General features: G+C 73.0%; 13 protein-coding genes and 1 tRNA gene. 6 read left to right on the top strand and 8 right to left on the bottom strand.

Features of this window, described 5'->3' with window-relative positions; genetic code table 11:
• Positions 1-257: 257 nt before the first annotated feature.
• The gene (locus L1885_RS13860) at positions 258-1,073 is read left to right on the top strand and encodes an SAM-dependent methyltransferase (RefSeq protein ID WP_235797393.1); all 816 of its coding nucleotides are present in this window, start codon (positions 258-260) and stop codon (positions 1,071-1,073) included.
• Positions 1,074-1,173: 100 nt separating this feature from the next.
• Here L1885_RS13860 and L1885_RS13855 read toward each other — a convergent pair whose 3' ends face one another.
• The 5 genes from L1885_RS13855 to L1885_RS13835 form a co-directional block, all read right to left on the bottom strand.
• Positions 1,174-2,088 (bottom strand): helix-turn-helix domain-containing protein, encoded by a 915-nt coding sequence (locus L1885_RS13855; protein WP_235797392.1) that lies wholly within the window; start codon positions 2,086-2,088, stop codon positions 1,174-1,176.
• 178 nt (positions 2,089-2,266) lie between these two features.
• The gene (locus L1885_RS13850) at positions 2,267-2,818 is read right to left on the bottom strand and encodes a Uma2 family endonuclease (protein WP_235797391.1); all 552 of its coding nucleotides are present in this window, start codon (positions 2,816-2,818) and stop codon (positions 2,267-2,269) included.
• Positions 2,819-2,928: 110 nt separating this feature from the next.
• Positions 2,929-3,195, bottom strand: coding sequence for a Txe/YoeB family addiction module toxin (locus L1885_RS13845; protein WP_235797390.1), 267 nt, complete (start codon positions 3,193-3,195; stop codon positions 2,929-2,931).
• Positions 3,192-3,482 (bottom strand): type II toxin-antitoxin system Phd/YefM family antitoxin, encoded by a 291-nt coding sequence (locus L1885_RS13840; protein WP_235797389.1) that lies wholly within the window; start codon positions 3,480-3,482, stop codon positions 3,192-3,194. Before L1885_RS13840 ends, L1885_RS13845 begins: the two co-directional genes overlap by 4 nt.
• A gap of 548 nt (positions 3,483-4,030) precedes the next feature.
• Positions 4,031-4,103 (bottom strand) — tRNA-Glu (locus tag L1885_RS13835).
• A 417-nt stretch (positions 4,104-4,520) separates the two neighbouring features.
• Here L1885_RS13835 and nudC point away from each other — a divergent pair.
• On the top strand, positions 4,521-5,489 hold the full coding sequence (gene nudC, locus L1885_RS13830; protein WP_235797388.1) for an NAD(+) diphosphatase: 969 nt from the start codon (positions 4,521-4,523) through the stop codon (positions 5,487-5,489).
• 312 nt (positions 5,490-5,801) lie between these two features.
• Here the strand turns inward: nudC and L1885_RS13825 are convergent, their stop codons facing one another.
• Positions 5,802-6,044 carry a mycoredoxin gene (locus L1885_RS13825; RefSeq protein WP_235797387.1) on the bottom strand — a complete coding sequence of 81 codons (243 nt, stop codon included), beginning with the start codon at positions 6,042-6,044 and terminating at the stop codon, positions 5,802-5,804.
• A gap of 212 nt (positions 6,045-6,256) precedes the next feature.
• Between L1885_RS13825 and L1885_RS13820 the strand changes: the two genes are divergently transcribed.
• The 4 genes from L1885_RS13820 (at position 6,257) to L1885_RS13805 (ending at position 9,911) form a co-directional block, all read left to right on the top strand.
• On the top strand, positions 6,257-8,455 hold the full coding sequence (locus L1885_RS13820; protein WP_235797386.1) for an ATP-dependent DNA helicase UvrD2: 2,199 nt from the start codon (positions 6,257-6,259) through the stop codon (positions 8,453-8,455).
• A 229-nt stretch (positions 8,456-8,684) separates the two neighbouring features.
• Entirely contained in the window at positions 8,685-9,041 is a 357-nt protein-coding gene (locus L1885_RS13815; RefSeq protein WP_372481941.1) for a hypothetical protein, read from the top strand.
• Between the two features lie 178 nt (positions 9,042-9,219).
• On the top strand, positions 9,220-9,588 hold the full coding sequence (locus tag L1885_RS13810) for a WhiB family transcriptional regulator (protein WP_235797385.1): 369 nt from the start codon (positions 9,220-9,222) through the stop codon (positions 9,586-9,588).
• Positions 9,585-9,911 carry a putative WhiB-interacting protein gene (locus L1885_RS13805; RefSeq protein ID WP_235797384.1) on the top strand — a complete coding sequence of 109 codons (327 nt, stop codon included), beginning with the start codon at positions 9,585-9,587 and terminating at the stop codon, positions 9,909-9,911. The genes L1885_RS13810 and L1885_RS13805 overlap by 4 nt, the downstream gene beginning before the upstream one ends.
• A 621-nt stretch (positions 9,912-10,532) precedes the next feature.
• On the opposite strand, the gene L1885_RS13800 is transcribed toward L1885_RS13805, so the two are convergent.
• Both L1885_RS13800 and L1885_RS13795 read right to left on the bottom strand, forming a co-directional pair.
• A complete protein-coding gene (locus L1885_RS13800) occupies positions 10,533-12,101 on the bottom strand; it encodes an ABC1 kinase family protein (RefSeq protein WP_235797383.1) in 1,569 nt (522 codons plus the stop codon).
• On the bottom strand, positions 12,101-12,723 hold a 623-nt coding region (locus tag L1885_RS13795; RefSeq protein ID WP_235797382.1), incomplete at its 5' end, for a ThiF family adenylyltransferase. The genes L1885_RS13795 and L1885_RS13800, both read right to left, overlap by 1 nt.

Below are 12,723 nucleotides of genomic sequence, written 5' to 3'. Positions count from 1 at the left end.
CGCGCGCGCCGCCGGTCCCCTCGCGGTGCGGGGCGCCCCGTACGGCGCGGGGCGGGCGCAGGAGCGGAGGAGCGGGAGGGGCATCGGGCCAGTCTCCCAGCCGGGCCCCGGCCCGCTGCGGGGCAGCCCCGGGGCGCGGGCGCCGCAGGACGGCCGTATCACCCGCCGGGGACTGCCCGCACGGGCCAATGCCCCCTACGATGAGGCCCCTTGAGGGCCGCTCCCCGCAGGGCGGCCGGCAGCCGGAGGGGACACGCATGCCGGATCGGGGCAGGCAGGACAGCTCGGTGGACATCAGCATTCCCAGTGTGGCGCGCATGTACGACGACCTGCTCGACGGCCGCGACAACTTCCCCGTCGACCGCGCCGCGAACAAGGCACTGCTCGAACGCGTGCCGAGCATGAAGAACCTCGCGCTCCAGAACCGCCAGTTCCTGCGCCGCGTCGTGCGGGTGCTGGCGGCGGACTACGGCATCCGGCAGTTCCTCGACCACGGCTCCGGCCTGCCGACCCAGGACAACGTGCACGAGGTCGCCCAGGCCGTAGACCCGTCCTGCCGCGTCGTCTACGTCGACAACGACCCCATCGTCCGCAACATCGGCGGCGCCCTGCTGGAGCGCAACGCCAACACGGCCGTCCTCCAGGCCGATCTGCGCGACACGGCGGGCATCTTCGCCAACCCGCAGGTGGAGCGGCTGATCGACCTGGAGCAGCCGGTGGCCGCGCTGTTCGTCTCCGTCCTGCACTGCATCCCCGACGCGGACGACCCGAAGGGCGTCGTCGCGCGCGTGCGGGACCTGCTGCCCGACGGCAGCTTCCTCGTGGTCTGCCAGCTCGTCAGCGACGACCCGAGGATCCGCTCGTTCGTCACGGACTTCATGGCCGAGGAGACGCACGGCAACTGGGGGCGCGTGCGGGAGAAGAAGGACGTGCTCGGCTACTTCGACGGCCTGGAGATCCAGGAACCGGGCCTGGTCGAGGTCTCGACGTGGCGGCCGGGCACCGACAACGTGCCGGTGCAGACCACCTTCGAGTGGGAGGAGTACGGGGGCCTCGGCCGGATCGCCCGCTGACCGGGGCCTCGGCCGGATCGCCGGCCGGCCCCTGCCCGCCCGTGCGTCCGTGCGCCTGCCGGCCCCGGCCCGGCCCCGGCCCCGCGCGCGCCGCGCGTCCTCAGCGGTGCCGGTCCAGGTGCTCGCGCAGGAGCGCCGGCGTGCGGTCGAAGGGCGCCGAGGCGCCGCAGAGGTTGTTCAGGACGCCGAGGTAGCGCTCCGTGCTCTCCCGCTTCTCGATGTACTGGGCGCTGCCGGCCTGTTCGAGGTGGACGAGGTCGGGCAGGACGGACGAGGAGAAGCGCAGGTGCACGATGGGATGGCTGATCGCGCCCACGGCGCCCGCGCTCAGCGGCGCGATCTGGATCTTCAGCGTGTACGGGAGCTCCTCCAGCAGCCGCACCAGGTGCTCGATCTGCCGGTACATCACCCCGGGACCGCCGACCGGCCGGGTGAGGACGCTCTCGTCCATGACGGCGAGCAGCACCGGCGGGTCGTTCGCCCGGCGGAGCATCCCGAGCCGGGCGGTGCGCTGCCGGGCCCGCTCGGCGATCGAGTCCGGCGAGGCCGTGGGGTAGTGGGCGCGCAGGACCGTCCGCGCGTACTCGTCCGTCTGCAGCCAGCCCGGCACCAGGTGCGGCTCGTACGCGAGGATGCGCTGCGCGGCGGGCTCCACGGCGATCAGCTGCCGGGCCCAGCGGGCGACGGGCTCGCGGTAGGTCTGCCAGACCTCGGGCTTGCGGGACTCGGCGGCCAGCTCCCGCAGCCGCGTGCGCTCGCGCTCGTCGTCGACTCCGTAGAGGTCGATGAGCCGCTCCAGGTCCGCCTCCTCCAGGGGCGCCAGGCCGCGTTCCATCCGGCTCAGCGTGGCGGTGGTGGTGCGGAGTCTCGCGGCCACGGGTCCGGCGGCCAGCGCGGCTCTCTTGCGGCAGCGGCGGAAGTGCGCGCCCACGGCCAGGCGGTGGACCGCGGAGCCCCATTCGGGCCGGTGCGGGAAGTCGAGGATGGACGGCTCGGCCTCGGACGCTGGTGCCACGTGCGGCCTCCTTCTCCCTGCCCCGTCGGACCGGAAACCACCAGTATGGCAGCGGCGCATGCGGTCGCGGGGCGCAACGGCGCGGCCGGGGCGCCGAGTTGCCCGGGGCCTTGGGTGCCGCGATTCCGTGCACGGCCACGACGTGCGGCGAGCCGGCGCGACGGGTCGGCGCGACGCGTCAGCGGGCGTCGGTCCCGGACTCGGGGCGGGGAAGCTCGTCCAGGTCGAGGGTGAAGGTACGACCGTCGGCCAGCGCGATGGGGAGCTTGCCCGTGCCGAACTTGTGCGTGTGCGCCGCGATGTAGCCGGTGCCGTTCGGCTGGGTGTGTACGACCGCCTCCGCGGCGTACGGATCCACGACCAGGTAGACGGGAATGCCGTAGCGCCCGTACTTGGCGGTGCAGTCGTCGTAGTCCTTGCGGGCCGAGGAGGCCGGGACGACCTCCGAGATCAGGAGCACGTCCTCGAAGCTGTGTCGCTTGCCGTGCTTCGTCGCGTCCTTGCGGAGGATCGCGAGATCGGGAGCGGAGCTCTCGTCGGCCGGGAAGTCGATGTACACGTCGGACGTCACTTTCGCGTGACGGCCCAGAGCGAGTGTGTCGATCTGCATCGAGCGGATCGTGCTGGAGTGCTCCTCGCTCCGCGGGGTCATGATCACTTTCCCGTCCGTGCCGAAGAAGACCGCATATCCCTCGGGGAACTCGGTGCGCGCGACCGCATCGACACTCATGAACGGCTCCTTCCCGTGTGGAATCGGGATACGGCGGCCGGCTCCGGGGCAGCGGGTTCCTGGTGGAGGTCGCTCTGATCGCGACTCGGGGCTCGACGGGTGGCGCGCTCTCATCGACGGTCGTAGTGGAAGCGGCATGCCACGACGTGGATGCCGTCGTCCTCGTCGATGCGGTACACCAGCCGGTGCTCGGAGTTGATGCGCCGCGACCAGTAGCCCGAGAGGTCGTTCCGCAGTGGTTCGGGCTTGCCGATTCCCTCGTGGCCGTTGCGGTCGATGTCGGTGAGGAGTTGGTTGACCCGTCTCAGCAGTTTGCGATCGTTCGCCTGCCACCAGAGGTAGTCGTCCCAGCCGTCGTCGAGGAACAGCACCTTCACGCGGCGCCCTGACCGGCCTCGTCGTCGGGGGTCACCAGTTCGCGGACGGTGCCTCGGCCGGCCCGGTCCTGCTCGATGGACCTTCGCAGGCGCTCGGCCATCGCGGGCGATCGCAGCAGGTAGTCGGTCTCCTTCAGTGCCTCGTACTCGGCGAGCGAGAGGACGACCATGGGTTCGTGGCCGGCGCGGGTGATGACGAGCTCCTCGGCGTCGTTCTCCACCGCGTCCAGGGCGTCGGCGATGCCCGCACGCAGTTCGGTGACACTCATCGACTTCATGGCGTACATAATAACGTACAGAACCGAGCGTGAGTGGATCCGCTGCCCGGTGCGGCAGCGGGCCACGGGCCGGCGACGCCATACGCATGCCTCCGACGGCGTGTCTGCTGTGGCAGGCCCCGGCGACGAGCCGGGCTTCCACGACGAACGGGCGGTGACCGTGGGCGGGTCGGCTCGGCTGGGTACTGCTGAACGCGTACGAGCCTGCGCTGGAGCATCGCAGCGCGGCGTCAGGCGGGGGCGGGTTCCCGGCGGCGGCTGCGCGGCCGCGGAGTCCGGCCCGGTGGCGATGTGTGAAGCAGGGGGGCGACCTTCGCCCGGAAGCGGGGGAGCGGGCGCTCGGACACCAACGGCATCCGTGGCGACGTCCCGAGTCCGGGCCGGGCGTCCCCCGTCAAGGCCCACCAGCGCGGGAACGCCACGGGAGTCAGGAAGTCCTGCCCGCCGGGGAATTCGGGGACCGCGTCGCTCGTGTCAGCACCCACCGCCGCACCGGCACGGCAGTACGAAAATACCCCATCTGACAGAGATCTTGCAGGTCAGATGGGGTGTAGAGGTACCCCCAACGGGATTCGAACCCGTGCTACCGCCTTGAAAGGGCGGCGTCCTGGGCCACTAGACGATGGGGGCGAACGGCCAACCTGGGCGCGGCAAGGCGCTTCGGAGGACGGAAGAAGCATATGGGATGGGCCAAGACATCGCCAAAACGGTTTCCCCGGTGCCAGGCCGGGTGACGCGGCGGGGCTCCACCGGGCCGGGCCGCGCCCCGGCGACCGCCGGGCCCGCCCCGCGCCCGGCCGGGAGCCCGGGGCCCGCGCACCGGCCCGGGGGGTTTCGCGCCGGGCCCGTTAGGCTCGACATCATGAACGAGCACCCGGACAGCGTCGTCCGCACGCACCTTCCCTCCCGCCGTGCGGCCGCCGGCCGGACCGACGGCACGGAGCGCTGCCGCTGACCGCACGCCCCCCGGGCCGCGCCCGGCTCGCCCTCGCCCGTCCGCCTCGATCCACAAGCCGCCCGCACCATCAGGGGGAGTTGGAAGCACTCGTGTCCACCAGCAGCACCAGCAGTGACGGCGCCGCACACCGGCCCATCGGACTCACCGCCGACAGCGGCATCGACCGCGCCGCGCACCACCGGCTCGACGAGGCGTGGCTCGCCGCCGCGTGGAGCCACCCCACGACCCGCGTCTTCGTCGTCTCGGGCGGGCAGGCGCTCGTCGACGACACCCCCGACGGACGCACCGAGCTGGTGATGACCCCGTCCTTCGAGGCGCCGCTCACGGAGACGCACCGCTACTTCCTGGGCACCGACGAGGACGGCGTGCGCTACTTCGCCCTCCAGAAGGACTCTCTCCCGGGCCGCCTCGACCAGTCCGCCCGTGCCGCGGGGCTGCGGGAGGCGGGGATGCTCCTGTCGGCGCGCGACGCGGGGCTGATGGTCCACGCGGTGGCGCTGGAGAACTGGCAGCGGCTGCACCGCTTCTGCTCACGCTGCGGCGAACGCACCATGATCGCGGCGGCGGGCCACATCCGCCGCTGCCCGGCCTGCGGGGCCGAGCACTACCCCCGCACCGACCCGGCAGTGATCATGCTCGTCACCGACGACCAGGACCGCGCCCTGCTCGGCCGCCAGGTGCACTGGCCGAAGGGCCGCTTCTCCACGCTCGCCGGCTTCGTGGAGCCCGGCGAGTCGATCGAGAAGGCCGTCGCCCGGGAGGTGTGGGAGGAGGCCGGGATCGTCGTGGGGGACGTCGACTACGTGGCCAGCCAGCCCTGGCCCTTCCCGTCCAGCCTGATGCTCGGCTTCATGGCGCGCGCCACCAACTCGAAGATCGACGTGGACGGCGAGGAGATCGAGGAGGCCCGCTGGTTCTCGCGCGACGACCTGCGCACGGCCATCGAGAGCGGGGAGATCCTGCCGCCGATGGGGATCTCGATCGCGGCGCGGCTCATCGAACTCTGGTACGGGAAGCCGATCCCCAAGCCGCTGCCCGGGCCGGACGCGGACGCCTGAGCGGTCCGGGAGCGGCCCCGGCGCGGGACGGCCGAGGCACCCCGTGACGGACCCCGGCGCGGATGGCGGAGCCGGCCCGTGACAAGCCCGGAGCGGGGGCTCGCGCCGGGGCCGGCGCCCGTGCCGGAAACCCAGCCTGGAAACGAGGCCCGGGAACGCCGACCCGCGCACTCCCCGCGCCGGCGCCGTGCCCGTCCCGTGCGCGTGCGCGTGCCTGTGTCCGTAACGCGTGAGCCGGACGCCGCCGGCAACGCGGAGGCCCCGGGGAGCCTCAGCTCTCCGGGGCCTCCGCGGCGGCCGCGCGGCGCGTACTCAGCCGGCGATCTTCTGCTTGACCTGCGCGAGCGACGGGTTCGTCAGCGTGGAGCCGTCGCCGAAGAGCACCGTCGGCACCGTCTGGTTGCCTCCGTTGGCCTTCTCGACGAACGCGGCGGACTCGGGGTCCTGCTCGATGTTGATCTCGGTGTACGCGATTCCCTCGCGGTCCATCTGGCTCTTGAGCCGACGGCAATACCCGCACCACGTGGTGCTGTACATCGTCACACTGCCCGACATGTCCCTCGCGCTCCTTCGTGTTCGGCCCACCCGGCACGGGCTCCGGCGCGGCGCTCCCATGGAACGTACAGCGCTCGCGAACCATTCCCGTAGGGCACCTCCGGTTCCCGCCCCGGGCACACACGGCACCCGTCGTGTACCGATAGGACCATCACACCCCGCCTGTGGATACTGGGCCCCGGCGGCTCAGGGGAACCTGGCAGCATGGCGGGGTGACAGCAGCAACGCACTCCTCACCGCTCCCGCCGCCCGACGCGGACGCCGTGCTCGACGGGCTCGACCCCGAACAGCGCGCCGTCGCGACGGCGTTCCAGGGACCCGTGTGCGTGCTCGCCGGCGCCGGGACGGGCAAGACCAGGGCCATCACCCACCGCGTCGCCTACGGGGTGCGTGCCGGGATCATGCAGCCCGCGAGCGTCCTGGCCGTCACGTTCACCAACCGCGCGGCCGGCGAGATGCGCGGCCGGCTGCGCCAGCTCGGCGCGGGGGGCGTGCAGGCGCGCACGTTCCACTCGGCCGCGCTGCGCCAGCTGCAGTTCTTCTGGCCGAAGGCGGTCGGCGGGGAGCTGCCGCGGATCGTCGACCGCAAGGCGCAGCTCGTCGCCGAGGCCGCCGCCCGCTGCCGGCTGCGCCTCGACCGCAACGAGCTGCGCGAGGTCACCGGCGAGATCGAGTGGGCCAAGGTCACCCAGACCGTCCCCGGCGACTACGCGGCCGTGATCGCGAAGTCGGCCCGCGAGACCGCGCGCGACGCGGCCGAGACCGCCCAGGTCTACGCGATGTACGAGCAGCTCAAGCGCGACCGGTCGGTGATCGACTTCGAGGACGTGCTGCTGCTGACGGTCGCGATCCTGCAGGACCGGCACGACATCGCCGACCAGGTCCGCAGGCAGTACCAGCACTTCGTCGTCGACGAGTACCAGGACGTCAGCCCCCTCCAGCAGCGCCTGCTGGAGCTGTGGGTGGGCGAGCGGGAGACGCTGTGCGTCGTCGGCGACGCGAGCCAGACGATCTACTCGTTCACCGGTGCCACCCCCGAGCACCTCATCAACTTCCGCACCCGCCACCCCAACGCGACCGTCGTCAAGCTCGTCCGCGACTACCGCTCCACCCCCCAGGTCGTCCACCTCGCGAACGGCCTGCTGGCGCAGGCCCGGGGGAGGGCCGCCGAGCACCGGCTGGAACTGGTCTCCCAGCGCGCGAAGGGCCCCGAACCGGTCTGCACGGAGTACGGGGACGAGCCGGCCGAGGCCGAGGGCACGGCCCGCCGCATCCGCGACCTCGTGGCGGCCGGCGTACCCGCCGGCGAGATCGCCGTCCTCTTCCGCATCAACGCGCAGTCCGCGATCTACGAGCAGGCCCTCGCGGACGCGGGCGTGCCCTACCAGCTGCGCGGGGCGGAGCGGTTCTTCGAGCGGCAGGAGGTGCGCGAGGCGGGCGCGGCCCTGCGCGGCGCGGCCCGGTTCGGGGGGAACGACGCGCTGCTCGACGGCATGGTCGAGCTGCCCCAGCAGGTCCGCGCCGTGCTGTCCGCCAAGGGCTGGACGGATCAGCCGCCCGCCGGCTCGGGCCCCGTGCGCGACCGCTGGGAGTCTCTCGCCGCCCTGGTCCGCCTCGCAGAGGACTTCTCCGGCGCCCGGCCGGAGGCGACGCTCGCCGACCTGGTCGCCGAGCTGGACGAGCGGGCCGCCGCCCAGCACGCGCCCACGGTGCAGGGCGTCACCCTCGCCTCGCTGCACGCCGCGAAGGGCCTGGAGTGGGACGCGGTCTTCCTGGTCGGCCTCGCCGAGGGCACCATGCCCATCACGTACGCCAAGACGGACGAGCAGATCGAGGAGGAGCGCCGGCTGCTGTACGTCGGCGTGACGCGCGCCCGGGTCCACCTGTCGTTGTCCTGGGCGCTGTCGCGCGCGCCCGGCGGACGCGCCTCCCGCCGCGCCACCCGCTTCCTGCAGGGCCTGCGCCCCGGCGCCACCCGGGCGGCCTGGACGGCCGCTTCCGGCGCCGCCGGCTCGGTCGAGCTGGGAACGGCCACGGCGCGGGCCGCCGAGGAGCCCGCCCCGCGCCGCCGCGACCGCAGGCCCGCCCGCTGCCGCGTCTGCGGCCGCACGCTGACGGAGGCCGGCGAGATGAAGCTGATGCGCTGCGAGGACTGCCCCTCCGACATGGACGAGGGCCTCTACGAGAGGCTGCACGCCTGGCGCGAGGTGCAGGCCCGCGAGCTGGGCCAGCCCGCGTACTGCGTCTTCACCGACAAGACCCTCGTCGCCATCGCCGAGACCGTCCCGGGCGACGAGCGCGCGCTGTCCGCGATCTCGGGCGTCGTACGCCGCAAACTGACCCGCTTCGGACCCGACGTCCTGGCCATCTGCGCAGGTGAGGACCGTTCGGGTGGTGGGGGCGACGGCTGAGCCGAACTCGTCGGGAACTCGTCGGGAAAATAGTTTGCGCGCGCCCGGCGAATCCCCATAGGTTCTTAACCACGGAAACGGCGGTCTTCTCCGAAGCCGACCTTCCGTGCTGTACTTGACATGCTCGGCGCCCCACCGGCCGAGCGGGTCGACGCACAACGACACTGTCCGCATACGTGAGGAACCGGCCCCGGCCGGATCCCGAGACGCCGAGAGGAGGCGATTCCCCGTGACCACCAACACCAGCACCTTCATCAACGCCGGCAAACTGGCCGGTCGCGCCGTCGCCTGTGTTCCCTCTCTCGGCTTCTCGTCCCCGATTCTCAACGGCACCGGTGTGTCCGGCGTCTTCGAGATGCGGCACGTCTCCCCGTCCGGTCTGGATCTGTCCCTGCTTCCCGTGCGCGAACGCGGCGGCAATGAGCGACCGATCAAGGCACTGGCGGCAGGAGTAGTGGCACGGGCGCAGGCACAGGCCTATGCCTTTGCGGCGGCCGGTGCCGGAGCGCAGATGAAGCAGCAGACGACGCACAAGCACGAGATGTGGGCCTTCCGTGGGCCTGAACCCTGGAGTCATCCAGCCTGATCGGCAGTCAGGCAGGCGCCTTCAGGGCCGCGGAACCCCACCCGGGATCCGCGGCCCTTCTGTTTGTCCCGACAGGGACGGACGGAGCGAAGGGGCCTCGGGCAACGAACACCCGGTACAAGACGAAGCCCGGCCGACCGGCCGGAGCGGACCGAACGCAAAGACGAGGAAGAAACCCGTGCAACTCGAAGCGCACGCCCCGTCCGTACCGCCTTCCGAAACGATCCCGCCGCCCGGCCTCACGGAGGACCCCGCCTTGACTCCGCTCACCCAGCTCACCGCCCTCGACGAGGCGATCGAGAACCTCGGTTCGCCCGTTCCCTGCCGCGCGTACGACCCGGAGGTCTTCTTCGCCGAGTCCCCGGCCGACGTCGAGTACGCCAAGTCGCTCTGCCGCACCTGCCCCCTGGTCGAGGCCTGCCTCGCCGGCGCCAAGGAACGGCGTGAGCCGTGGGGCGTCTGGGGCGGCGAACTCTTCGTCCAGGGCGTCGTCGTGGCCCGCAAGCGGCCCCGTGGCCGTCCGCGCAAGAACCCGGTCGCGGCATGAACGCGCGCGGAACGATCGACCACCCCCTCACGCACGATCCCAAGAAGCAGGCTCCGATGACCTCTTCCCCCAGTGAGCCCCCGCAGGGCTCCACCACGACTTCCTTCAACACGAAGGGCGCGCACGAGGCGCGCCAGAACAGGACCCGCGAGATGCAACTCATCCCAGAAGCCCTGGCCCGTGCGCATATGGACGAGCGACTGCGCGACGCCGCGGCGAGCCGTCAGGCGGCGCACGTGCTGATGGCGCGGCGCATGCAGCGGCGCGCCGAGCGCGTGTCGCTGCGCGCCCGCCGTGCCCTGGCCATGGCCGTCATGCAGTAAGCGCAGCCAAGAGGTAAGCGGCACACTCGCGCAGTCGCCCTCAGCGGGGGCGGGCCCCGACGGGCGGGCCCCGACGGGCCCGCCCCCGCTTCGCCGTCTCCCGGCCCGTCGGCGCCCGGCCCCGTCCATCCGGGCCCACCCTCCCGGTGCGGGCGGTGCGGGCGGTGCGGGCGGTGCGGGCGGTGCGGGCGGTGCGGGCGGTGCGTTGAGGGGAGGTCCGGTGGGGTGCGGTCCTCGGCGGCGCGATGCGCGGCGGCGCGATGCGGGGCCTCGGCCGGCCGGCCCGGGTGCTCGCCCTCCCGGCCGGCCGCCCCCGGCGAGCCCTGCCGACCCTGAGACCGGACGGCGGTCGGTCTGACGATGCCCGGCACCCTTGCCCCGGGTTCGACGGCATCCGAGGCCGGGGGGCCGTCCTGGTCGGCGTAGAAGGCGGTCAGGCTCCGGCTGGCCGCTGGAAGGAATGAGGGCGCCAGCCGTCGTGAGGACCAGATCGGCAGCCAGGGAGCCAGGCGGCCGGTGGCTGGTCAGCTGGTCAGGAGGCCGGGCGGTCCAGCCATCGTGAGGGCGGACCCGGGCCGGACCCGGGCGGGGTCCCGGCGCGGCGGACGCCGGCACACCCTCTCAGCCCCGACCGTCGCTCCTGCCCTCGCCCTCGCCCTTGCCCGCGCCCCTGTCCTGGCCCGCGCCACTGTCCGGGCCCGCGCCTTCGCCCGCGCCTTCGACCTCGTCCGGGCCGGCGACCGCGCTCCCGTCCTCTTCGCCCTTCCCGTCCTCCCCGTCCTCCCCGTCCTCTTCGTCGTCCTCGTAGACCCACTCGACGTAGAAGCCCGGCAGCCAGTCCTCCAGCTCGTCGCGCAGCCGGACCGTCGCGCCCAGCTGGCACAGCACGCCGATCGTGCTCAGCGTCACGCGGTGGATCAGCAGGTAGTACGGCGGGAGGTTCAGCTGCCTGCCGAGCTGATGCGCGGGGGAGCGGGGGTCGGCGATCCGCGCCGCCTGGTTGCGCATCCAGGCCCGGGTGAACGTGAACTCCTCGACACCGGCCGGCTCGATGATCGGCAGCAGGTAGTCGAGCACCGCCTCGGGTTCGAGGTCGATGGTCTCCCGGATGAAGCCCTCGGCCCGCAGCATCTCGTAGACCGCGTCGGACTCCCCGTCGATGGTCATGCGCAGGGCGTCACCGATGATCTCCGGCAGTCCGCCGGGCAGCCGGTCGACCGTGCCGAAGTCGAGCACGCCGAGCCGCAGCTCACCGCCCCCGCTCCCGTCCCCCTCCCCGTCTCCGTCCTTGGCCTGCCCCGGCGCGCTCTCGAGCGGCGGCAGCAGCCGGAAGTTGCCCGGGTGCGGGTCCGCGTGCAGCAGACCCGTCCGCATGGGGCCCGAGAAGAGGAACCGGGCCAGCAGTTGCCCCGCACGGTCCCGCTGCTCCTGCGTGCCCGACGAGATGATCTCGGCGAGCGGTGTCCCGTCGATCCACTCCGTGACGAGGACCCGGTCGGCCTGGTACACCACGTCCGGCACGACCACGTCGGGATCGCCGGCGAACTCGTGCGCGTGCGTGCGCTGGGCGTCCGCCTCCAGCGCGTAGTCCAGCTCCTCCGAGACCCGGTCGCGCATCTCGGCCACCAGCGGCTTCATGTCCATGCCGGGGATCAGCGGGCCCAGCAGGCGCACGAACCGGCTCAGCTGCGCGAGGTCCGACAGCAGCGCCTCGCCCGCGCCCGGGTACTGCACCTTGACCGCGACCTCGCGGCCGTCGTGCCACAGCGCCCGGTGCACCTGGCCGATGGACGCCGCCGCCGACGGCTTGTCCTCGAACTCCAGGAACAGTTCGCGCCAGTCCTCGCCCAGCTGATCGGCCAGCACGCCGTGCACGGTCGCCGTCGGCATCGGCGGAGCCGCGTCCTGCAGCTTCGTCAGCGCCGCCCGGTAGGGGCCGGCCACTTCCTCCGGCAGGGCCGACTCGAAGACGGACAGCAGCTGCCCGAACTTCATCGCGCCGCCCTTGAGCTCGCCCAGCACCTTGAAGAGCTGGTCGGCCGTGCGCTGCTGCAGCTCCTTGGTGACCATGTCGGCGGACACCCCGCCGATCCGCTTGCCCAGACCCCAGGTCGCCCTGCCCGCGAAGCCGATCGGCAGCGCGGCCAACTTGGCAGTGCGGGTGACCGCCTTCCGGGGAAGATCAGACATTACGCCCCTCCTGGTACCGGACAGCCATGCCGTGGTGCGGCGGCTACATGGCCATTGTGTCGCGCCGGGGCTCCGACGTGGCCGCGCGCACCCCCCTCAGTCCTTCCCGCGGCGCCGCACCGGCAGCCGGAACGGGGCGCGATCCTTTCGCACCTCCAGTCCAGCAGCGGCAGCGACACCTCCCAGCGGGCACCCGTGCTCGTCGGCAGTTCCCCGTCGAGGAAGGACAGGGCGTGCGCCGCCGTCAGCCCCGCCACCAGGGACGCGAGCGGACCGTCGCAGGCGGCGACCGGGCGCGCGGCACGCCCCGAACGCCACTGTGCCAGTATCGCCGGAGCGTCCGGGTCCGCCTCGGTCCCGGCCAGCCGCAGGCACCCGGCGCAGGCGCTGCCACCCGGCAGGACCAGCGGTCCGACGAACCCTGTGGCTTCCATCACCCCGGCGAAGAGGTGGGGGATGCCCGCCGCGATCCACGGCTCCGCCGCCGCCGGATCCGGCCGGTAGGAGGCCAGCGCGTCCCTGGGCGCCTCCACGATCAGCGACAGCGGCGCGCCGTCGACCCCGCGGGACAGCGCCCGGGGCCCGCCGCCGGGCGCCGACGCCCGCACCAGCCGGGCCGCCG

Origin of the sequence: Streptomyces fuscigenes (assembly GCF_021556455.1) — a bacterium.
Lineage (GTDB): Bacteria > Actinomycetota > Actinomycetes > Streptomycetales > Streptomycetaceae > Streptomyces > Streptomyces fuscigenes.
The sequence above is the reverse complement of the archived record's forward strand: the minus strand, read 5'-3'. Positions and strand labels throughout refer to the sequence as shown.

What these genes read in the sequence shown, in the direction of transcription:
- L1885_RS13860 (WP_235797393.1), top strand. Translation starts at nt 258, where the DNA reads ATGCCGGATCGGGGCAGGCAGGACAGCTCGGTGGACATCAGCATTCCC.
- L1885_RS13850 (WP_235797391.1), bottom strand. Translation starts at nt 2,818, where the DNA reads ATGAGTGTCGATGCGGTCGCGCGCACCGAGTTCCCCGAGGGATATGCG.
- L1885_RS13840 (WP_235797389.1), bottom strand. Translation starts at nt 3,482, where the DNA reads ATGTACGCCATGAAGTCGATGAGTGTCACCGAACTGCGTGCGGGCATC.
- L1885_RS13825 (WP_235797387.1), bottom strand. Translation starts at nt 6,044, where the DNA reads ATGTCGGGCAGTGTGACGATGTACAGCACCACGTGGTGCGGGTATTGC.
- L1885_RS13805 (WP_235797384.1), top strand. Translation starts at nt 9,585, where the DNA reads ATGAACGCGCGCGGAACGATCGACCACCCCCTCACGCACGATCCCAAG.
- L1885_RS13800 (WP_235797383.1), bottom strand. Translation starts at nt 12,101, where the DNA reads ATGTCTGATCTTCCCCGGAAGGCGGTCACCCGCACTGCCAAGTTGGCC.